The sequence below is a fragment of the Vibrio owensii CAIM 1854 = LMG 25443 genome, from assembly GCF_000817815.1.
Classification (GTDB): Bacteria; Pseudomonadota; Gammaproteobacteria; order Enterobacterales; family Vibrionaceae; genus Vibrio; species Vibrio owensii.
The window spans coordinates 29,528-49,688 of the sequence record NZ_JPRD01000010.1 but is presented as its reverse complement, the minus strand read 5'-3'; the positions used below and the strand labels follow the sequence as shown (position 1 = coordinate 49,688).

Annotated in this window: 23 protein-coding genes; 4 read left to right on the top strand and 19 right to left on the bottom strand. The window is 43.0% G+C overall.

All coding sequences use genetic code 11. The features are described 5' to 3' along the window. Positions 1 to 130: 130 nt before the first annotated feature. The 9 genes from H735_RS05115 to H735_RS05075 form a co-directional block, all read right to left on the bottom strand. Positions 131 to 1,177 (bottom strand): endonuclease domain-containing protein, encoded by a 1,047-nt coding sequence (locus H735_RS05115; protein ID WP_020198148.1) that lies wholly within the window; start codon positions 1,175 to 1,177, stop codon positions 131 to 133. Positions 1,178 to 1,311: 134 nt separating this feature from the next. Continuing rightward, positions 1,312 to 1,644 carry a T6SS amidase immunity protein Tai4 family protein gene (locus H735_RS05110; protein WP_020198147.1) on the bottom strand — a complete coding sequence of 111 codons (333 nt, stop codon included), beginning with the start codon at positions 1,642 to 1,644 and terminating at the stop codon, positions 1,312 to 1,314. 14 nt (positions 1,645 to 1,658) lie between these two features. Then, entirely contained in the window at positions 1,659 to 2,138 is a 480-nt protein-coding gene (locus tag H735_RS05105) for a type VI secretion system amidase effector protein Tae4 (RefSeq protein ID WP_020198146.1), read from the bottom strand. A 252-nt stretch (positions 2,139 to 2,390) separates the two neighbouring features. Further along, positions 2,391 to 2,942, bottom strand: a complete 552-nt coding sequence (locus tag H735_RS05100) for a hypothetical protein (RefSeq protein ID WP_020198145.1) — start codon at positions 2,940 to 2,942, stop codon at positions 2,391 to 2,393. Between the two features lie 394 nt (positions 2,943 to 3,336). Further along, positions 3,337 to 3,969, bottom strand: a complete 633-nt coding sequence (locus tag H735_RS05095) for a hypothetical protein (protein ID WP_020197841.1) — start codon at positions 3,967 to 3,969, stop codon at positions 3,337 to 3,339. A 143-nt stretch (positions 3,970 to 4,112) separates the two neighbouring features. Further along, positions 4,113 to 4,466 (bottom strand): VOC family protein, encoded by a 354-nt coding sequence (locus H735_RS05090; RefSeq protein WP_020197842.1) that lies wholly within the window; start codon positions 4,464 to 4,466, stop codon positions 4,113 to 4,115. Positions 4,467 to 4,600: 134 nt separating this feature from the next. After that, positions 4,601 to 4,987, bottom strand: a complete 387-nt coding sequence (locus tag H735_RS05085; RefSeq protein WP_010648800.1) for an NUDIX hydrolase — start codon at positions 4,985 to 4,987, stop codon at positions 4,601 to 4,603. A 147-nt stretch (positions 4,988 to 5,134) separates the two neighbouring features. Then, positions 5,135 to 5,893, bottom strand: coding sequence for a restriction endonuclease (locus H735_RS05080; RefSeq protein ID WP_020197843.1), 759 nt, complete (start codon positions 5,891 to 5,893; stop codon positions 5,135 to 5,137). Between the two features lie 81 nt (positions 5,894 to 5,974). After that, entirely contained in the window at positions 5,975 to 6,508 is a 534-nt protein-coding gene (locus tag H735_RS05075; RefSeq protein ID WP_152447688.1) for a dihydrofolate reductase family protein, read from the bottom strand. 322 nt (positions 6,509 to 6,830) lie between these two features. Here H735_RS05075 and H735_RS05070 point away from each other — a divergent pair, with 322 nt between their 5' ends. Both H735_RS05070 and H735_RS05065 read left to right on the top strand, forming a co-directional pair. Further along, positions 6,831 to 7,073, top strand: coding sequence for a type II toxin-antitoxin system Phd/YefM family antitoxin (locus tag H735_RS05070; RefSeq protein WP_020197845.1), 243 nt, complete (start codon positions 6,831 to 6,833; stop codon positions 7,071 to 7,073). A 6-nt stretch (positions 7,074 to 7,079) separates the two neighbouring features. Next, positions 7,080 to 7,376, top strand: a complete 297-nt coding sequence (locus H735_RS05065; RefSeq protein ID WP_020197846.1) for a type II toxin-antitoxin system RelE/ParE family toxin — start codon at positions 7,080 to 7,082, stop codon at positions 7,374 to 7,376. 175 nt (positions 7,377 to 7,551) lie between these two features. On the opposite strand, the gene H735_RS05060 is transcribed toward H735_RS05065, so the two are convergent. After that, the gene (locus H735_RS05060; RefSeq protein WP_020196921.1) at positions 7,552 to 7,887 is read right to left on the bottom strand and encodes an energy transducer TonB; all 336 of its coding nucleotides are present in this window, start codon (positions 7,885 to 7,887) and stop codon (positions 7,552 to 7,554) included. 145 nt (positions 7,888 to 8,032) lie between these two features. Beyond that, positions 8,033 to 9,166 carry a hypothetical protein gene (locus tag H735_RS05055; protein ID WP_238320671.1) on the bottom strand — a complete coding sequence of 378 codons (1,134 nt, stop codon included), beginning with the start codon at positions 9,164 to 9,166 and terminating at the stop codon, positions 8,033 to 8,035. Between the two features lie 192 nt (positions 9,167 to 9,358). Here H735_RS05055 and H735_RS05050 point away from each other — a divergent pair, with 192 nt between their 5' ends. After that, complete coding sequence (locus H735_RS05050; RefSeq protein WP_027726770.1) at positions 9,359 to 10,321, top strand: integron integrase; 963 nt, start codon at positions 9,359 to 9,361, stop codon at positions 10,319 to 10,321. 57 nt (positions 10,322 to 10,378) lie between these two features. Here H735_RS05050 and H735_RS05045 read toward each other — a convergent pair whose 3' ends face one another. The 8 genes from H735_RS05045 to H735_RS05010 form a co-directional block, all read right to left on the bottom strand. Continuing rightward, positions 10,379 to 10,852, bottom strand: coding sequence for a DUF2947 domain-containing protein (locus tag H735_RS05045; protein ID WP_020196924.1), 474 nt, complete (start codon positions 10,850 to 10,852; stop codon positions 10,379 to 10,381). A 13-nt stretch (positions 10,853 to 10,865) separates the two neighbouring features. Next, positions 10,866 to 11,453, bottom strand: a complete 588-nt coding sequence (locus tag H735_RS05040) for an HD domain-containing protein (RefSeq protein ID WP_020196925.1) — start codon at positions 11,451 to 11,453, stop codon at positions 10,866 to 10,868. Next, on the bottom strand, positions 11,454 to 12,038 hold the full coding sequence (rimJ, locus tag H735_RS05035) for a ribosomal protein S5-alanine N-acetyltransferase (RefSeq protein ID WP_020196926.1): 585 nt from the start codon (positions 12,036 to 12,038) through the stop codon (positions 11,454 to 11,456). A gap of 65 nt (positions 12,039 to 12,103) precedes the next feature. Beyond that, the gene (gene tyrR, locus H735_RS05030; RefSeq protein ID WP_020196927.1) at positions 12,104 to 13,648 is read right to left on the bottom strand and encodes a transcriptional regulator TyrR; all 1,545 of its coding nucleotides are present in this window, start codon (positions 13,646 to 13,648) and stop codon (positions 12,104 to 12,106) included. Between the two features lie 100 nt (positions 13,649 to 13,748). Continuing rightward, positions 13,749 to 14,789: a YcjF family protein gene (locus tag H735_RS05025; RefSeq protein ID WP_020196928.1), complete on the bottom strand. Its 1,041-nt coding sequence runs from the start codon at positions 14,787 to 14,789 to the stop codon at positions 13,749 to 13,751. Then, positions 14,786 to 16,162 (bottom strand): YcjX family GTP-binding protein, encoded by a 1,377-nt coding sequence (locus tag H735_RS05020; protein ID WP_020196929.1) that lies wholly within the window; start codon positions 16,160 to 16,162, stop codon positions 14,786 to 14,788. The genes H735_RS05025 and H735_RS05020 overlap by 4 nt, the downstream gene beginning before the upstream one ends. 156 nt (positions 16,163 to 16,318) lie before the next feature. After that, complete coding sequence (locus H735_RS05015) at positions 16,319 to 16,504, bottom strand: hypothetical protein (protein WP_009706856.1); 186 nt, start codon at positions 16,502 to 16,504, stop codon at positions 16,319 to 16,321. Positions 16,505 to 16,678: 174 nt separating this feature from the next. After that, positions 16,679 to 18,196, bottom strand: a complete 1,518-nt coding sequence (locus tag H735_RS05010; protein ID WP_020196930.1) for a fumarate hydratase — start codon at positions 18,194 to 18,196, stop codon at positions 16,679 to 16,681. A 533-nt stretch (positions 18,197 to 18,729) separates the two neighbouring features. Here H735_RS05010 and pabB point away from each other — a divergent pair. Then, positions 18,730 to 20,100 carry an aminodeoxychorismate synthase component I gene (pabB, locus tag H735_RS05005; protein ID WP_042979601.1) on the top strand — a complete coding sequence of 457 codons (1,371 nt, stop codon included), beginning with the start codon at positions 18,730 to 18,732 and terminating at the stop codon, positions 20,098 to 20,100. Positions 20,101 to 20,161: the final 61 nt, after the last annotated feature.

Here is a 20,161-nt window from a genome sequence, read left to right as displayed (position 1 = left end):
TCTGTTGCGGAAATAACGCCCAATTAAGGTGTGAAGCACGCGACCACATAACCCGATTTGAACGCCTTAATCACTAAACTAGACCCAAACCAAAAATGCCAAGCGTGCTGAATCACTCTTAAATTGTTTGTTATAAATTTTCTGCGACTTTTTTTGCACACCCTATAGGATCTTCATTAATGTCTCCGCCACGCAATCTTATACTTCTGATCCCAAGAGCCTCCAATTGCTCATCGATTTTTTTGTCTTTTGCTCGCTTTTTAGGGCTGCTATGGTAAGAATTTGAATCACAGAATACTGCCAATTTTTGTTCTCTAAAATAAAAATCTGCATCTGTGATTTGCCTAACTTCGCACTCTCTCTTGTTAGAGCTCAGCATGTGATGCAATGATGGATACGTGCTCCCATCTTCGAAAATTCCCGTTTGAATCTCAGGCTCTAACCCTATTGAGTCAAATGCTTGTAGCAAGAACAATTCTATAGGAGAGTCACACCCCCATATTTTCCTAGGGTTTATATTGTCAAACTTGTTGAAATAACGACGAATTCGATACTTTCGATACTTTTTCTTCAAGAATTCGTTGCAGTCCTTGAGTTCGACTAGGCATATATCGTCAAAATTCCAGTTTTCCGCTAGAGCATAAGTTCCAAGAGTAAAACCAACCATATCAGCGTATTCATCTATTTTGCCCATAGATATAAATGTACTGTACTTACCATACATATCATAACCGAGCTTAAAGGGGTTAAAACCTAAGTAAGAATCGTCACCATCAAGCTTATCTAGACGGAAGTTTCTAAAAAAACCAGCTTCAACTTTTGTCACTTTGCCTCTTTTACTCATCGGCTGTAAACAGATCGAGTATGGCTTTCCATATAAGACGCCGTCGACCTCTTTAAATCCATAAAGGTTTGCGACTATATTCACCATCTGAAAGCGGATATTTTTTTGCTCATAAATATCAATCAAACGCTCACTTGGTTGAACTTCAACCACATCCCCTTTCTTTTCAAAGTGGAATGATTCTAAAGGTTGAATACCGTCTAAATCATATAAATCAAATTGAAGAAAGTCGTGCAATGATGATTTGTCTACAGCTACAGGAATTGCAGGTAGTTCACTATAAAACTCGAATTCTTCAAGCTGCTTTGGTCTTTTTGTAATTTTGTTACTCATAACTTACCTAAAATTTATAACGCCCTGTTAAGGGGTGAGCAACGCAATACCGAAGCCCCCGCATACCACCTTAAACACAAAAACCAACGCATAGTGAAAATGCCACGCGTTGCGAATCCCTCTTGAACAGTTTGTTATAACTCTGATTTCGCCTTAATGTACAGCTTATTAACGCCGTCTGAATTAGAAAAGTCTACACAGTAAGCCAACTCGATCACGTTACCATTTTTTGATTTGTACTTAGACATATCGTCTGTGCCTAATAGCTCGCTTACCTCAAAGAATGACTCTAAAGGAAGCTCGGAGAACTCTCGATAGCCTTGCATTGCGGTTATCGCATCTTTCGCAACATCTGAGTCTTTGTAATAGGTAGCAATACAAGATGAGAGAGCGAAGTTTTTAAACAGTTGCTCATCACTTTGAGTACTGAGTGGGTTTGCGGTAACTCCGAGACTACAAAGAGCCATGCTTATACTGCTTACTAATCTTCTAATTTCCATAAATAAGCCTTTTTTGCGTCCGGAAAGTAACAGCTATCTGTACATCTTGAACCAGTCCAAATACTTGCATGACCTGATGCGTCTAACCAAGTATCTACATCAACAACTAAAATGCCCTTGTATTCAGAAAGTTTATTAGCATTGGGGCTTTGAACCACCAACTCTGGCTCACCAAATTTTTGATACAAAAAGTTGATCAAATCTTTCACACGATAGATGTACCAATTCCCCTGCCCACCGGAGACAGTTTTGTTTTTTATGTAGGGGACTTTGAAACCTGCATAGTTAAGTGCATATGACATACGTATCGCACAAGCATTTTCAAACCGCCCCTGCTCTGGCGTTAAAACATTAATATTGTGATTTACTTTACCACCGATAATGGCACCTACTTCAGACACATCTCTGTTTACCTTAGCAAAGGCAACTTTCATTTTTAGTAGGCTAGGACGTGCTGCCATGAAAATATCTCCCTATCAGTTATTTGTGCGATAAGGTCTCACAAAAGCAGCAGCGGCAGTAACAACAAGTAAACCGTTCTCGAAGGGCTTCAAGCTTAGCTGTGTAACAATGAAACTGACAAAAGAGTTATAACGCCCAATTAAGGTGTGAGCCACGCTAGCACTACACTAAAATTGGACGCCGTAAACACTGAACTAGACCCAAACCAAAAATGCCAAGCGTGGGGAATCACTCTTAAATTGTTTGTTAGCTTATCGAGGTGGTTGAGGTAGTTTTTTGCCTTTAAGAAGATTATGACAAATGACCCAGAAATTGACTTTTTTGACTTTACCCAGCTTTTTCTGCAATGGATATGCACTTTCAATATGAAATCGCATTTTACCTCGCTCTTTCCAAACTCGATAAACTATCTGATAAGTAACTTCTATCCCGTTAGAGTCTTCAAGCTTGCAACTACAGTATCGACTGTAACCACCATGGTAACAAAACTGTTCAGGTAAAGAGGAAATTATACCCGGAAGATGTTTGGAGAGTTCGTAGCGGTCAAGATCAAACATTCTCAAATCTTCGTTTGGAAAAGGATAGACCTGTTTATCAGAAGCGTTTTCACCAGACTTTAGTGAGCGGGTAAAAGCGTGATGGGAAAAAGTGAAATACAAAGTGTATTTCTCTGCACGTTCAGGATGAGTGAACTCATGTTTACAAGCATTGAGATGCTCAAAGGTATAGAGAGTACCTTCAAATTCAAACTCTTTCCAAAACTGATAAGCTTTATCTGGTAGGTTAAAGATTGGCTTAGCCATAGTTATTATTATTTTCCTATACCCTAGATATAACAAAGGCTCCAACTAGGGAGCCTTCGCCAAGAAATAATCTTGGATTCAGAACGTCATTACCGGACACTGCCTCGACCTTGGAAGGTTACGCGGTGTCATACCAAAAGGTATGTCTGCTGCACCGATAACTAAAGTATAACTATATTGACCGCTGCGTCAACAGTTATCGAAACAACATAGAAAAAACCGAACTTGGTGAGAGTAGCATATAAGTCGAAAATTATGAAGGCTAAAAAAGAGAAGCTAACGCCTTGTTAAGGTGTGAGGCACGCAATACCGAAGCTCCCGCATAACACCTTAACCACTAAAACCAACGCATAGTAAAAATGCCACGCGTGCCGAATCACTCTTGAACAATTTGTTATAAAGATTTTTTCTCAGTTGCCTTTTCATAGTCATTGAGTGCTCTATTGATGTGATACACAGAAAACAAGGCACTACCATCATTGAGCATATAAAAGCCTAATGGTAGGAAGATAACACCAGAAATAAGAAGGCTCGGCTCAAATCCAGTAACAATGGAGTAAATCGATAGTAAAAATGTTATGAACCCAAAGCCAGCTATCAGCAATCCAAACACCAAATTATAAGAAGCAATAACCTTATCTAGGACATTTAATCTGACCCGATACGACAAAAGTTCTACACCTGAAATATCAGGTAAAAGTTGGACTGTTTTCAAAACATGTCTGAAAGAGACCGTCGCCCCAACCCTTTCATTAAGTACATAAACTGCTTTTAACATTGGGAAACTAACACGGGTACCATGAATACCTTTAAAACACTCAATATCTAGCTCGTTTTTTAAATGAGTCTTTAGTTCTTCCGAGACACTCGGTTCTTGTAAAGCAGATAAAATTTGAGCCATTCTATTTTTTCTAAGCAAGAAGTAGTACTCGGTTACTCTAGGAGCATTTATAGCAATAGTTACGATCACTACAACAATCGCAATCCAGTAATCACCACTTTTTAGTAAGTCAACAACTAAGTCCATTTATCGTGAAAGTCTCCTAATCTTTATAACGCCTTGTTAAGGGGTGAGCAACGCAATACCGATGCCGCCGCATGCCACCTTAAACACTAAAACCAACGCATAGTAGAAATGCCATGCGTTGCGAATCCCTCTTGAACAATTTGTTATGTGGTTTTCCCACGTAGTCCTATTAAGTTTCCAAATGAATCCTCAACTTGGCACATTGAAAGACCATCTTCAATTTCCATTGGTCCGCGATAAAGGCGCGCACCTAGTTTTTGAAAATGAGCTAGAGCAACACATAAGTTATCTACTGACCAGTAAACAACTGTGCCACTTTTACCAGCACCAACCTTTTTATCTGCTTGGGCTATTTCTAGGGAGAAACCATTTAGATCAAGCGCTGTGAAGTCAAAGTCAGGATGATAAACCGGAACGGCTTCTGGAAAAGCTTTCTTATACCATTCAAGCCCTTTCGCTACATCTGGGACATGAACAAGAACCGCTGATGGATTCATAATTTCTCTCCAACCACATAACGCCCGCTTAAGTGGTGAGCAACGCAATACGATGTTTCCGCATTCCACCTAAATCACTAAAATCAACGCATGATAAAAGTGCCACGCGTTGCGAATCCGTCTTGAAGCGTTTGTTATGTGTATTGGCTTAAGTGATTCTCTATAAATTCGATATCAGCTCGATAAAAATCACCAAGTGGAATAGCACTTGGCTCAAGCCAAAAGAAAGTTTGCTGCCTAACTTCATCAATCATCTGAGGCTCAGTATCATTACCCGCACGTAAAACAACATAATGAATTTCACCACCAAAATCATTTTTAGCTTGATGACTACCGAGTCGCTTTAAACCTTGCAGTCCCGTTTCTTCCCACAGCTCTCTAACTGCTGCTTGATTCCCTGACTCACCAGGGTCAATAGAACCGCCTGGGAATTCAAATACCATTCCTTGCCCTCGTCTGAAGCGCTTTTGGATAAGAACTTTTCCATCTCTTACGACCACGCCCATCGCAATATTTTTCATGTGAACTTTCCTTGTTCTTCTAAATACACATAACGCCCTGTTAAGGTGTGAGCAACGCAATACCGATGTTTCCGCATACCACCTTAGTCACTTAAACCAACGCATGGTAAAAATGCCACGCGTTGCGAATCACTCTTAAACAGTTTGTTAGTTTTTTCCGTAACCCTTTAACCACTCAAGTAATTGCTCTTTGTCTGCCAAAGTTAAATCTAAATTCGTTGTTGCCTCATTCTCAATGAACTCTCTTGCTCCCGATGTAAAAGTAGATGTGGTTACGATGATTCCTACATTGCCGCCGGAACGAGAGTTTTTAACGCCATACAATGCTCTTACGATGTCTACTCCAACTTTATTGGTATCAGCATAATGCTTACATTCGATGATATATTTGGATCGTATACCGAGTTGGTCTTTATGGAACGCAATAACATCTTTGCCACCGTCTCTTGTACGTTTGGTTAACTCAACTTCAAAACCCTTATCTCGGAAAATTTCTGCAGTTACTTCTTCGAACTGACGAGGTTCTAATTCAGTAAGCCAAGCAGGCTCAGCTTGTAAAGCTATAACTAATTCCGATACAGAACTATAAAGGTCGAAGAGGTCTCTAGCTGAATAAATTTCACGAATATATTCGATATCGGGTTCGTTAAGGGCAGTTGCGCCATCACATTTGTCGATTATGAAATTTATAAGACCAATAGGATACTCAGAAACTTCGAAAGCCAAGTTGATCGGGCGGGCGCAGTCGTCACATTCAAAAGCGCAGGATAATTCGTAAATCTCCTCGTCACCCATTGAGCGCTCACTGCCACCAAGACACTCACAGTCAAACTCATCTATCGGTATTTCTCCATAAGATGAACAACTTGAACACTCATATTCAATCTCACCAACGAACTGCCACATCCACATAACTCCAAGAAAAAACTAACGTCGCATTAAGGGGCGAACAACGCGCCGCGTTGAGAGTCCCTCTTGAATGCTTTGTTAGGCAACAATAACGCTATACTTTGTTTTTACCAATTGATTTAACAGCACCTCTGATGACTCAAACTTTAATTTGGTTTTCTTATTTGATGTCCCAAACAATGAAATACCATTACCCAAAATAACAGGTATCGTCGTAACCGTAATTTCATTAAGTACACTTAAGTCAATTGCATTTTGAATCAGCATTCCACCATCAATATAAACCTTTTTTATGCCTTCAGATTTTAATTTCAATAACATTTCTGGCAAATCACCCGTTAGTAACTGTGCTTTATCAGCTAATTCAGAGTCAATGTGCAGTAATGAATTACTTGCTATATAAACAGTTTTTTCATAAGGCCAAAATCCAAATGATGCTACTTTTTGATATGTATTCTTTCCCATTAAGAGTGCATCAATCGATAACATAAAATCTGCAAAACCAAAGTCATTCTTATCTGGATTTTCAATTTCATCTAACCAATCAAGCTCACCATTAACTCCAGCAATATAGCCATCTAAACTTTGCGCCATATAAGCAACTACTTTCAATTTGCACCTCAGAAAAAATAATTATCCCTCTTTAATTATCCATCCCAATGAATAAATATCGAAGCTATTTTTGAAGCTTCATCAAAATCTAGATTTTTGCTGCCTAACGCCGCATTAAGGTGTGAGCAACGCTACCACGAAACCGAAACCATACCACCGTAAACACAAAACCCGACGATGGAATGAAAAATGCCAAGCGTTGGGAATCACTCTTAAATGCTTTGTTAGTTTGCCTTTCGCACAAATCGCATGATTTAATTATATTGACCATTTTGTGCGACAAACTATAATCTTACTGTAATTCCAAACTTGGAGACTGAGTATGCACACACTAACAGCAAATGATGCAAAGCGTAACTTTGGTGAGCTCCTTCTAAGCGCCCAACGTGAGCCAGTAAAGATTAGCAAAAACAGTAAAGATGCCGTGGTGGTAATGTCTATCAAAGACTATGAAGAACTAGAGGCAATGAAAACTGATTACCTTAAACATTGTTTCGAGTCAGCTAAACAAGACTTAGCACAAGGCAATGTTGTTGATGGGGAAGATTTCCTAAGCACCTTGTAACCCACTATGCAAAAGAATAAATACAAACTAAGTAAATTGGCTCAGGCTCATTTACGAAAAATTAAAAGCTATACCATCAACAACTTTTCTGAAATGCAGTGGAACAACTATAAAGATACATTGCTAGCTGGGTTTCAAATGCTTGCCGACAACCCAGCCGTAGGTCGCAGCTGTGACGAGATTTATCCAAGCAGTTTCTATTTTCCGGTAGGAAAACACACAGCTTACTTTACAAAGGAAGACGGTTTTATTTTAGTTGTGGCTGTACTTGGTCAATCGCAACTCCCACAAAACCACTTGTAGCTCAGACATCACCCTAAATAAAAACTGGGGTGATGATCTTGATTGGTAAACTAACGCCTTGTTAAGGTGTGAGGCACGCAATACCAAAGCTTCCGCATACCACCTTAACCACTAAAGCTAACGCATAGTAAAAATGCCACGCGTGCCGAATCACTCTTGAACAATTTGTTATGTGTTAGATTTTAAAGACTAATTTTTGTTTTTGAGCAATAAGATCAACATCTTCAAGTGGTTCATATTTCCATTTGGACAACGCTTGTACAGCTACCTTTTCAAAGATCCCCATTGGGGAGGACTCGATTACAACAATATCAGTCACATCCCCATTTTTAGTAATGTTAAACGTCATGACCACATACCCTGACAGGTTATTCTCTACTGCAACTTTGGGGTATCTCGGCGATACAAACTCTATTGGCTCTAAATCTAAATATTCCGATGAGTAAGTGTTTTCTACAGAACTTGAACACCCTGCTACTAAGATCAAGATAAATAGTTGCAAAAATCTCATAATCTCTCTCTGACACATAACGCCCTGTTAAGGTGTGAGCAACGCAATACCGAAGCTCCCGCATAACACCTTAATCACTCAAACCAACGCATGGTAAAAATGCCACGCGTTGCGAATCACTCTTAAACAGTTTGTTATGCCTCTTTTATCTATTGACACCAATTTTGTGCAAGTGAAACTGATTAGTTAATGCTATCGCTGAAGGCTTAAATTTCGCATCTTCGTTTTCATAATAAAAGTGTTCAATATCTACATCATAGTCAATTAGCGATTCTAAGTTTTTGATGACCTCATATTTATCACTACCCCAACCATCACTAACTACATTTAGCACTTTTCGATGGGAATCATCTAAACCATCAATATTGTTATAATGACCACCCAAGCACAACTCTACATTTTTAATTGCATGCTTAAAGCCTTTTATAAAATGATGCGCATTCGAGAAGTGCAATATAAACCTTCCATTAATGTCTTCTGTTAAAGTGATATTTTCTTTGACAGGTACTTTATTGACAGCCCTTTTTTTATCCGATGCCCCAATTGCGAAAGTCGTGTATCGACTTTTTATTCCATCTCTATTATCCCAGTAAGTACTCCGAAACAAGTTTTCACCATGCTGCCCTTCGACTTCACCAACAAAGCCATATGTGTGCCCTTTTCCATCTGAAATCATAATTAGCAAGTCTGAATATACGAAGCTTCGAGCAATGTTGCTAAGCGGATACGTAAAACCTTGAATAATTTTTTTTCGATTAAATGGCATAGTCTTGTTTGGAGTAAAAACTTTAACATTAGGATCCTCGTACTGCTCAATAGTAGAGTGAAGTGTAGAATCGTCTCCCAACTTAAACACATTAAGATATTGATACTCAAAGTCAGTAACACCATGTTTTCTTAACAAGTTACTAACCAACTCCTTAGTAACATCAACGCCATCAACAGAACGAAGAAAGTCAATCATCAAATACTCTAGCCCATGATTGCTAATATTCCCTCGCATCTGGTTAAGGAAGTTCGCTGGATGCTCTAAAACACCTCTATAACTTTGTAGTGAGTTACTTTTAAAGCGATACTTCAAGTTTTGCTGATAAACCAGAGTTTTCAAAATAGCACAATAAAACATTGCCCAGTATGAACTGGCGTCATTGGTAAATTTTGGTTTGATGAGTATCGTTTTAGACACAGTTAATACCCCATACTGAAAAAAGTGATAGCAAAATAAAGTACGTACAGAAATGATCGGAGGCATAACGCTTTCTATACGGCCTTCAGCCACCTTTCAGGCACGCTACCGCCTTCTTTCATTCCAAAAGAAAGTATGCATGCTAGCACTTATCTTTATGAAAGAAATAGAAATTCAGTATGAATCTGTGTGCTCACACACGCAATTAGACGGCGCATTGGCGCCTAATTGTCCATAAGGGGCTAAGTTAATAAGACTGTATAAATAACCAGTCAAATTGTAACCATGAAAAGTCAGTTTTTACTGAGTGTTAAAGAGCATATGATCTCGCGTCACTATGCGAAGAAAACCATTGAAGCCTACCTGTTTTGGATAAAGCGTTACATCGTCTTCCACCAGCTTGCCCACCCTTCCAAACTTTCTGAAGACGATGTCGAACGTTTTCTTAGTCATCTTGCTATTGATGAAAAAGTGGCAGTCAAAACACAGGCACTTGCGTTAAACGCCGTCTCATTTTTGTATCGAGAGTATTTCCAGATGCCACTTTCATTGAATATGAGGTTTCAAAAATCACTCACTGAGAAAAAGCTACCTGTTGTGCTAACAAGAGACGAAGTGCGCCGTTTTGTTCAACATATTGACCCGAAATACAAACTCCACATCCAGCTTTTGTATGGTTCAGGTTTGCGAATCATGGAGTGCTTACGATTAAGGATCCAAGATATTGATTACGACTATGGTGCGCTCAGAGTATGGCAAGGAAAAGGTGGTAAGAACCGAACAGTTACACTGGCGAAAGAGCTGCATGAACCACTCAAAGCACAAGTCAGTTTAGCGAGAGATTATTATCAGAAAGACCGTCACATGGGCGGTTATGCCGGTGTTTATATCTCTGATGGGTTACGTCGGAAGTACCCCGGTGCAGAATTGGATTTTAATTGGCACTTTCTCTTCCCATCAACCAAATTAAGCGTTGATGGCGATACCGGAGAGTTTCGACGACACCATATCAATGAGAGCGCAATACAAAGAGCTGTTAAACGAGCGACAAAAGATGCAGGAATCGAAAAATCAGTGACTTGCCATACCCTGAGACACAGTTTCGCGACTCATCTTTTAGAATCTGGCGCTGATATTAGAACCGTTCAGGAACAGCTAGGACATACTGATGTGAAAACGACTCAGATCTACACGCACGTCATCGAGCGCGGCGCAGGAGGCGTCTTGAGTCCGTTATCTAGCTTATGAAAAAGAAAAAGCCACCGAGTGACAGTAACACTCCGGTGGCTTTCACATTTAATTGGTTTAGCGACGCTCGCCCAATTTGACGTTGCCTTTGGAATCAAACCAAAGCGCTTGAGCGCGACGGCGGCCGAGCAGAATCGGGCCATCATCATAGAACAGAAAGTTCTTCCAATATTTCTTGAACGTCGACCACTTCGTCTCGATTACGTTGTATTTCTCATAACAGAAGTACACCGTGACGTCATCTTGCCAATCAATAAACGTCGCAATTTCTTCTGGTAACTCGGGTTCATCGGCTTCCCAAGCTGCCATCCAATCAACTTCTTCTGACCAATTAGACTCTTTCATTGGCCAATCAGACGAGCTCAAACGATCCATATCGGGACTTTGTGCACTAATGTTCTCTTTCCAGAACTGCGCGGCGCGAGCTTGACTCATCGGCTTGATAAACTCGAGGTCCTCTTCAGGCACTGGCATTGACTGGTGAGTAAAAATCCATTTTCTTTGGTATTCATCCAAAGGCAAATAAGACATTCAGTCTCCTTTCTTACGACTTCAACCAACCTTTCTCGGTGGCTTCTTCAATCAGTTCTTTGGCCTTGTCCCATAGGGTGACAGAACCAAATTCAATTCTTTTATTGATGGTTAACGCTTGCTCTCGCGTTACACCATGTTCTTTCCAACTTTGACCATCATTGTGGTAGTTGAGTAGCATCGGGATAAGGCGATCTAACGCTTTGGCGTATTTCGCATCATCACTTTGGGCCGCTTCAAATTCCTTCCACAGAGAGAACAACTCTTCACCCTGATCGCTTGGCAACATACCAAACAGACGCTCTGCCGCTCTCAGTTCTTTCTCTTCTTGTTCTTTTGAAGCAGCGACATCATAAACAAAGGTATCGCCTGCGTCGATCTCTACGACGTCATGGATAAGCAGCATTTTCATCACTCGAGCAATATCGATTGGCGCATTGGCATGTTCTTGCATTAATACTGCCATCAACGCAACGTGCCAACAGTGCTCACCACTATTCTCTAAGCGTCGGTCGGCACTCTTTACCCGAGTGCGACGAAGCACGCTCTTTAGTTGATCCAGTTCAATGAGAAGTGCTAACTGCTTATCCAATCTTTCCATTTATCGAGCCTCAGCTTTCCAGTTTGGGTTAGTTAACGATGTAAGCACATGATCTTGCCATTCACCGTTAATCAACAAATAATCTTTAGCGTAGCCTTCTCTCTCAAACCCAACGTGCTGCAACACCGCTTCACTGCGCTTGTTATGCGGCATGTAGCCCGCTTGAATGCGGTGTATCTTTTGCACGTCAAACATGTAATCACAGGCCATTCTTAATGCGCGGCGCATATAGCCATGACCTTGTGCGTCCTCTGCAAGGGAGTAACCCACATTGCAGGCATAGAATGGAAAACGAGTCAGGTTGCTGAAAGAGAGCGTGCCAAGCATTTTACCAGATTCGGCATGAACAAGCAGACAATAGTACCCCAAACCCATGCGATGTAATTCATTCAATTTGATCAGCTTTTGTAGCCAACCATTGACTGAGTAAAATGCTTCTTCGCGTTTCGGTTCGAAGGGCTTCAAGTAGTCGCGATTGCTTTGAAAATATTCTGCAATCATATCGGCATCGCCAATTTCTGCAGTACGTAGAAGCAAGTCGCCGTCCAACTTGTGGACGGCGATTGAAGAGCTTTTATCTTCCATTATGAATAACAACGTCCATTTAATTTCGGGGTCATTTGACAGATAGCCCAGTATTTACCGCGACTCTAGACTTTACGAATACCATAATCACGCAGCTTGTTCGCGATAGAGGTATGCGACACATTCAATCGCTTAGCAAGCTTACGACTCGATGGGAATGATTGATACAAACGCTCTAAAATCTGAGATTCGTAATCACGCATGATCTCATCAAGCGAGCCATCAAGATTCAATGTCGCGCTACCACCACCCATAGCTTGTGGCTGAGGTAAGTTGAAGTTTTCTGCCTTGAGGATATGTCCATCCAGCTCAGTCAGTGCGCGCAAAACCATATTGTCCAATTGACGCATGTTACCCGGCCATTGGTAGTTCGCTAATGCATCCACCAGCTCTTCATCTAGCTCCGGCTTGTCGATACCAAGTTGCTGAGCGTGTTTCGTTACGAACAAGTCCAGCAGCGGCGCTACATCGTTCGAACGCTTACGCAGAGGCGGAATATTCAAGGTCAGAACATTGAGGCGATAATACAAGTCTTCACGGAACTTGCCAGCCTCAGCAAGCTCTGCAAGGTTGTGCTTAGTCGAAGCGATAATGCGGACATCAACGTGCATTTCATCTTCAGCACCCACACGACGGAAGTTACCATCCTGTAAGAAGCGCAGCAGCTTGATTTGTAGATGCGAGCTCATCTCACCGATTTCATCAAGGAAGACAGTACCGCCGTTTGCTTGTTCGAAAATACCTTTGTGACCTTGTTCGTGATTAAACGACCCCGGCGCATGACCAAACAACTCGGTTTCGGCCACATCATCAGGCATGGATGCACAGCTTAAAACAAGGAAAGGTTTGCTCGCTCGGCCAGAGCGGCTGTGACATGCTTTCGCCAGCATCTCTTTACCTGTACCCGTTTCACCTTCAATCAATAGAGGCTGATCGAGAACAGACAACTTCTTTGCTTGGTTCATCAGTGCTTTGTGGCGATTTGATAAGCCGACAAAATGCTCAAAGCCAAGTTGATTATGAAGAGGGAGTATTTCTTCGATTTGCGCACCGTGTTGGCTCGAACGAATCGTCATCAAGGTACTAGCAAGTGTCGAGTTTTGCGCTTCGTCTTTTATGTAGACCGGCATCAATTCAAGAATGTAATCCAAGCCATCGATCACTAGGCTTTCGCGAGTGCGAGCGTTAACGCCTTCAGACCAGCGATTAAAACGAACACTTGGCAATAACATACCAATTTGCGTGCCGATAACATCTTGTTTGTGCTGACCAAGAAGAGAAAGTGCGGACATGTTTGCCATATCGACAGCGCCTTTGAGGTCGATAGCAAACACTGGGTCAGGCAAGTTATCCACCAATGAAAGCAGCTCTGTGTTATGGCGCTCCATTGGCATAAATTGGATTTTACGTACGTCTTTGACCCCCGGAATACGGCGGATCTCGGCCATCAATTCACTAAAGGTATCAAAATCAATATCTGGGCAGTTTAGGTAGATGATGCCGCTGATATCAATTTCGATACCACGTAGGTCGATGCTTTTAGACGCTAAAATATCGAGCAGTTCTCGGGTAAGACCGAGTCTATCTTCACAAAAGACTTCAAGACGCACTGAAAATATCCCAATTCACAACTGTCAGGAAAAGTTGACAGTAGTTTCTACCAAGCTTGGAATGGCGTCAAGCAATCCTCACCGTCAAAGGTGATATTGGTTACGGTTTCATCGTAATTGATGCAACTTTCGCCACTACCTCTTTACGAATGGCACCGAGTTTCACTTGGCGCTCTGGATACCAAGGTAATGGACGAAGTAGTGCCATGGATTTCAGGCCGAGACGCGCAGTCAAAATACCCACGCCTAACCCCTGCCCTGCTCGCGCGGAGATTTTCCCAGCGAGATCCATCGACATCAAATCCATGCTGGCATCAATAGCGAGTTCACTCGCACCCGCTGCCGCCATATTCACGAACACAGCTCGCAATAGCTTGATGCGAGAAGCGTAACCTAATTCAACGCCATACACTTTAGAAAGGTTGTCGATCATTTTGAAGTTACGCCATGCCACCAGCAACATATCAGCAGCAGCTAGGGGGCTGACTGCCACCAAAGCGGCGGACTCAGTAGCGTGCTGAGAAACAATTTTGGTTGCAAGTTTGTCTTGCTGACTGACAACCATAGAATCGTACATCTCAAGGATTTCTGCATCGCTATGAGCAGGATTCACGCTGTTTTTCCAACGATCAAAGCCAGGGTTTTCTGCCAGTACCCCGCTTTGCTCTGCTACCTTTTCACAGAATGCTTTACCCTTGCCGACACTTTGGCTATCGATAAGCGCTTCACTCTCTTCTTGCACACTAAAGTGGTTACGAAGTTTGCGCAGCTTCCATAACTCTTTGCCTAGCGCGCCCAAACCAAAAGAGGCAATGGTAGCGATAAAGCCAGCCCAACTTAGCGCTAACCAATCGGCAGTTTGTACTGCGGTAACGACAGAATCGACCGCTTGCCAACCGACTAAACCGGCAAAGGTGGCAAAGAGACCCGTTGTCAGCCATTTGCGACCCGATTTCGGACGGATGACCTGTTCGAGCTGCAATTCTTGTTCGGTTTCTTCCTGTTGCTCTTCAATCGCGACAGGTACGAAGGTTTCTTTTTCTGAAAACGTCTTTTGAGCCGTCAACTCAGGAGAAACACTCTCTTCATCTCCGTACATCGTTTTTTCTGAGAAGACTTGTTTTTGTTTTAATTCGCTCATTTCAATTTGTCTCCCAATAGGTATTCCAATGCTTTATCGAGGCGAATATGTTTCATCGGCTCGTCAGTCTCTGATGGCATTGGTCGGAAAGAAGTAAAATCAAAGCCACTGTTTTGCCAATAAGCCGCGTTAGGTAACTTCTTCGGCACTTCACCGGGGAACATCGTTATCGACTCCCCTTCAAGCGTTGTACCTTGCAAAGCTGGCACGGTCTTATCTCCCGAAGCAATAAAGCCGGAAGTCGTCGCCTGAATCGAAGCGATGCTCATACAGCTCATTTCTATGTTCTCGTACGCTGCGGTCTGCCACGCAGGATGCACCATCTGTTGAAGCAGAGAGACCAAATGCGGATGTTGATCTGGCGTCACGTGGTCGGCTTTTGTCGCAGCAAATAATACTCTGTCGATCTTTGGCGAGAACAAACGGCGCAAGAAACTACTTCGACCATATCGGAAGCTGTGCATGATCTGTTCAAGCGCTTGGCGCATATCGTAAAAGGCTTCATCACCGGCATTTAGCGGTTGTAAGCAATCTACCAACACGATTTGGCGGTCAAACGTAGCAAAGTGATGCTTATAGAACGCCTTAACCACCTTCTGCTGATACTCGTGATAACGCGCTTCCAACATTGCCAAGTTGCTACCCTTGGCAGGTTTCACATCGGTATCAAATCGACATGGGAAGAACTGTAATACTGGCGCCCCTTCAAGTTCACCCGGTAAGACGAAACGACCCGGCTGAACCCAATGTAAACCGCTGTCTTTGCAAGCATGCAAATAGTCAGTGTAACTTTTAGCGACTTTTTCTAGCTGCTTTTCATTCAATTCCGCAGCTAAATCCAATGCATCTAGCTCTGCCAGCCAGTCGGCAGCAAGCTCACTACGCTGCCCTTTTAACGCGTCAAATTGGGTCTGTGACCACGTCGCGAAATCCATATCGAGCAAAGGCAAATCCAATAACCACTCACCCGGATAGTCGATGATATCGACATTCAACACGGCGGTTTTACTCAGCAGCTTTTTGGTGGTTTTGTTTGGCTTGTATTTCAGTGCCAGTCGTATCTCGCTCACGTCGCGGGTCGGTACTGGCCATTGTGGTGGCGTGGCATGAATTTGGTTCATCGCATCATCGTAAGCAAAACGTGGAACCATCATATTGGATTGAGGCTCACGTTTAGCACCAATTAAACGTTTGTCGCGCGCGGCATTAAGCAACGGCAAATTGTCGTGAGTAGCGGTATGCAGCAATTGATTAACCAGAGAAGTAATAAACGCGGTTTTACCCGCACGCGATAATCCCGTTACGGCGATACGGACATTAGAGTCCATGCCACGGCTAATAAAGTCATTCACTTCTTGTGTTATTCTTTTCATCGTTTTTATTTATCTCATCAATTCTTGCTACGCAGTGTAATTTTACCAACCTTAATCAAAGATGAACAAAGTATTCACTGCAAAACCTATTTCCAAAAACGAAAAAGCCCCTGAGAATTTCAGAGGCTTAGAGATCTTAATGTCTTTACGTGAAGTCTAATCGTCTTCAATCAACTTGTAGATAACGAATAGGCAAACTTCCAGAATCAGCCATAACACACAAGTGATGGTGACGTATTTTTCATCGAAGATACTGATGCCGTGAAGAATCAAGTCGTAGCCAACAAAGCTACCGATCACAACAGCAAGAACTATTTGTAGAATTTGAATAAAACGAGGCATGCCGTCTCCTAATCATGTCAGCATAACAGTGAGATTTGCTATGCCTATAAGTTTATATTTGATTATATAGACAAAAAGTGCAGCTTTCGCTGCACTTTTGTCAAATGTTTGCTAGGTAAATCAGCACTTTGTCACATTCTCTCAATTGAGACGTTCGAATGATGACCAAGTCGATTACGCTTCCATCTCTTGGATTTTCACTTTCCAAGTATCCGGACCAATTTGGTGAGCGTTCGCGCCATTTGAATCCACAGCAACCGTTACCGGCATGTCTTCAACTTCAAACTCGTAAATCGCTTCCATGCCTAGGTCTTCGAATGCCACCACGCGAGCTTTCTTAATCGCTTTAGCAACGAGGTACGCCGCCCCGCCAACTGCCATTAAGTAAACCGCTTTATGGTTCTTGATAGATTCAACCGTTGCTGGACCGCGCTCTGCTTTACCGATCATGCCCATAATGCCAGTTTCTTCTAACATCATGTCTGTGAACTTATCCATACGAGTTGAGGTTGTGGGACCTGCAGGACCTACTGCCTCATCACCGACGGCATCAACAGGGCCAACGTAATAAATGAACTTACCCTTGAAATCAACGCCAGCAGGTAAACCTTCACCCGCTTCTAGCATGCCTTGGATACGTTTATGTGCCGCATCACGACCAGTTAGAATCTTGCCAGATAGCAGTACCGTTTCACCGGTTTTCCACTCTTGAACATCTTCTTTGGTCACTGTGTCTAAGTTCACACGACGAGTATTCGCGCCCGCTTCCCAAGTGATGTCTGGCCAATCTTCTAACTTAGGTGGCGTTAGCTCTGCTGGACCATTTCCATCAAGTGTGAAGTGAACGTGGCGCGTTGCCGCACAGTTCGGAATTAAACACACTGGCTTAGAAGCAGCATGCGTTGGCGCGGTTTTAATCTTCACATCAACAACCGTTGTTAAACCGCCTAGGCCTTGCGCACCGATACCCAGCTTATTCACGCGATTGAAAATATCAAGACGAAGCTCTTCTTCTGCGTTTTGAGGGCCACGATCAATCAAGTCTTGAATATCAACGTGTCCCATCAGAGATTCTTTTGCCAATACCGCAGCTTTTTCAGCGGTACCGCCGATACCAATGCCAAGCATGCCCGGTGGACACCAACCTGCGCCCATTGCTGGTAGGGTTTTCTCTACCCATTCTGCAATGTCGTCAGATGGGTTTAGCATCACCATCTTGGTTTTGTTTTCAGAGCCGCCGCCTTTCGCCGCGATTTGGATTTCGACTTTATCGCCTGGCACCATATTGATGTGCACAACTGCTGGCGTGTTGTCTTTGGTATTGATTCGCTTGCCCGCAGGGTCCATCAGAACCGAGGCACGCAATGGGTTATCCGGATTCGTGTAAGCCTGTCGAACGCCTTCATCCACCATTTGCTGAACCGTCATGTCGGTCGAATCCCATTGAACGTCCATACCGATGTTCACGAAACAAGTCACGATGCCTGTGTCCTGACAAATCGGTCGATGGCCTTCTGCCGACATACGGGAGTTAATTAGGATCTGAGCGATAGCGTCTTTCGCTGCTTGGCTCTCTTCACGGTGGTAGGCTTTTTCAAGGGCTTGAACAAAGTCTAGCGGGTGGTAGTAAGAAATATACTGTAGCGCATCAGCAACACTGCTGATGACATCCTGCGTGCGTATTACCGTCATTGCATGCCTCATTATTGTTATGCTTTGCTTCCATTATTGGCTTGGCTTCTGTCGTGTTTGTTGAGCTTATTGCCCTTAAATGAGCTTCGTTTTATGTAAACAATTGTCGAACGGCTGATATCGACACACGAGTTATTGAAGTCGCCTTCTCATATAGTAAAACCACCTCAAAGCCTTTGTATAGAGGTAGTTTGGCGCTATATCCAAATAACCCCCATATACAAGTTCATAGCGGCGCCACTTAGAGAACTCAGTTAGTGAATCGTTGTAAAACACTTACGAAAGTTCAAACGCAAAGTACTCTTAAAGCAGTGGCTTGCTCCCGAAGGGCGAGTTGCTTTGGCTCGCATACAGTGTTGACGATTCTTGATTTAGACCCACTAAAACATGCAAATCGTCGTCGCGTATGCAAACCAAATCATTCTCGCTGAATCATGTATCTAGAGATTATTTGGGTATAGTGGCGTTTATGATACTCTTGCTGCCCATGACATGCCATGCAGTGAACGAACTCTTTGTCACAATTTAAACAAATGAACAACATGGATACGCAATTGCTTGATTTTAAGGCATTGGATTACGCCAACGACCTCGCTATTTCCCTATTTTCTCGTATCGAACAGCAGCCTTGGGCGATGCTTTTACGCTCCGCTTCTGAGACGCACATCGACAGCCGATTTGATGTATTGGTCGCCAATCCAATCGCAACGCTAGAGACCATCGCTGGCGATACGCAAATCAAAACAGACACGCAAGAATACGTCTCTCAAGATGACCCGTTCTCGCTATTAGACGAGCTCCAACAACAGCTTTTGCCAAACCTTGAGTTGGGCGCAGATTGGGATCTACCGTTTGTCGGCGGTGCGCTGGGTTATTTCAGTTACGACCTGGGCCGCCGTGTAGAATCTATGCCAGAACTTGCAACTAAAGACCTTCAAACGCCAGACATGGCTGTTGGATTGTATGAATGGGCATTGGTGGTAGACCACAAACTAGAAAAAGCTTGTCTTGTAGGCCAAAACATTGAGCAAGCGTTGCAATGGCTTAATTCACAATCTCCAGCTGATGTTGAAGACTTTAAGTTGATTGGCGATTGGCAATCGAACATGACGCAAGCGTCTTACGCTTCACGTTTTGACCGTGTTCAAGAATATTTGTTGAGTGGTGACTGTTACCAAATTAACTTAGCCCAACGTTTTAACGCCCCTTATCAAGGAAGCGAGTGGCAAGCTTACACAAAACTAGAAGCGGCGAACCAAGCCCCTTTCTCTGCGTTTATTCGTATGCCTAATTCAGCAATCATAAGCGTTTCACCAGAGCGTTTTTTGGAGCTGAAAGACAACGTCATTGAAACCAAGCCAATCAAAGGCACACGTCCACGTAGTCAAAATACAGAGCTCGACCAAGCCAACGCCCATGATTTGCAGACGGCAGAAAAAGATCAGGCCGAAAACCTGATGATCGTCGACTTGTTGCGTAATGACATTGGCCGCGTCGCGTCACCGGGCAGCGTTCATGTGCCAAAGCTATTTGATATTGAAAGCTTCCCTGCGGTACATCACTTAGTTAGTACCATCCGTGCCGATTTGGATACACAATACAGCGCAGCCGACCTGCTTCGAGCTTGCTTTCCGGGCGGTTCAATTACTGGCGCGCCAAAGGTACGTGCAATGCAAGTCATCGAAGAATTAGAACCACATCGTCGCAGCGCATATTGTGGCAGTATCGGTTATATCTCGCGTCATGGTCGTATGGATACCAGCATCACGATTCGTACTCTGGTTGCGGAAGATAACAAGCTCTACGCTTGGGCTGGCGGCGGCGTCGTAGCAGACAGTGATTGCGCAGCAGAATATCAAGAGACGCTAGATAAGCTGTCTAAGATCTTACCGGCGCTGAAGTAACTTAAAGCGCTTTTAAGTACTCAGAAAAACGGCTCTGTAGTAATAACAGAGCCGTTTTTGC

Excerpts from the sequence above, each read along its gene's own strand:
- H735_RS05105 (WP_020198146.1), bottom strand. The coding sequence starts at position 2,138 with ATGGCAGCACGTCCTAGCCTACTAAAAATGAAAGTTGCCTTTGCTAAG.
- H735_RS05070 (WP_020197845.1), top strand. The coding sequence starts at position 6,831 with ATGCACACACTAACAGCAAATGATGCAAAGCGTAACTTTGGTGAGCTC.
- H735_RS05010 (WP_020196930.1), bottom strand. The coding sequence starts at position 18,196 with ATGACGGTAATACGCACGCAGGATGTCATCAGCAGTGTTGCTGATGCG.
- H735_RS05115 (WP_020198148.1), bottom strand. The coding sequence starts at position 1,177 with ATGAGTAACAAAATTACAAAAAGACCAAAGCAGCTTGAAGAATTCGAG.
- H735_RS05095 (WP_020197841.1), bottom strand. The coding sequence starts at position 3,969 with ATGGACTTAGTTGTTGACTTACTAAAAAGTGGTGATTACTGGATTGCG.
- pabB (WP_042979601.1), top strand. The coding sequence starts at position 18,730 with ATGAACAACATGGATACGCAATTGCTTGATTTTAAGGCATTGGATTAC.
- H735_RS05080 (WP_020197843.1), bottom strand. The coding sequence starts at position 5,893 with ATGTGGCAGTTCGTTGGTGAGATTGAATATGAGTGTTCAAGTTGTTCA.
- H735_RS05065 (WP_020197846.1), top strand. The coding sequence starts at position 7,080 with ATGCAAAAGAATAAATACAAACTAAGTAAATTGGCTCAGGCTCATTTA.
- H735_RS05015 (WP_009706856.1), bottom strand. The coding sequence starts at position 16,504 with ATGCCTCGTTTTATTCAAATTCTACAAATAGTTCTTGCTGTTGTGATC.
- H735_RS05100 (WP_020198145.1), bottom strand. The coding sequence starts at position 2,942 with ATGGCTAAGCCAATCTTTAACCTACCAGATAAAGCTTATCAGTTTTGG.
- H735_RS05110 (WP_020198147.1), bottom strand. The coding sequence starts at position 1,644 with ATGGCTCTTTGTAGTCTCGGAGTTACCGCAAACCCACTCAGTACTCAA.
- H735_RS05020 (WP_020196929.1), bottom strand. The coding sequence starts at position 16,162 with ATGAAAAGAATAACACAAGAAGTGAATGACTTTATTAGCCGTGGCATG.
- H735_RS05050 (WP_027726770.1), top strand. The coding sequence starts at position 9,359 with ATGAAAAGTCAGTTTTTACTGAGTGTTAAAGAGCATATGATCTCGCGT.
- H735_RS05025 (WP_020196928.1), bottom strand. The coding sequence starts at position 14,789 with ATGAGCGAATTAAAACAAAAACAAGTCTTCTCAGAAAAAACGATGTAC.
- rimJ (WP_020196926.1), bottom strand. The coding sequence starts at position 12,038 with ATGGAAGATAAAAGCTCTTCAATCGCCGTCCACAAGTTGGACGGCGAC.
- H735_RS05090 (WP_020197842.1), bottom strand. The coding sequence starts at position 4,466 with ATGAATCCATCAGCGGTTCTTGTTCATGTCCCAGATGTAGCGAAAGGG.
- H735_RS05060 (WP_020196921.1), bottom strand. The coding sequence starts at position 7,887 with ATGAGATTTTTGCAACTATTTATCTTGATCTTAGTAGCAGGGTGTTCA.
- H735_RS05045 (WP_020196924.1), bottom strand. The coding sequence starts at position 10,852 with ATGTCTTATTTGCCTTTGGATGAATACCAAAGAAAATGGATTTTTACT.
- H735_RS05040 (WP_020196925.1), bottom strand. The coding sequence starts at position 11,453 with ATGGAAAGATTGGATAAGCAGTTAGCACTTCTCATTGAACTGGATCAA.
- H735_RS05085 (WP_010648800.1), bottom strand. The coding sequence starts at position 4,987 with ATGAAAAATATTGCGATGGGCGTGGTCGTAAGAGATGGAAAAGTTCTT.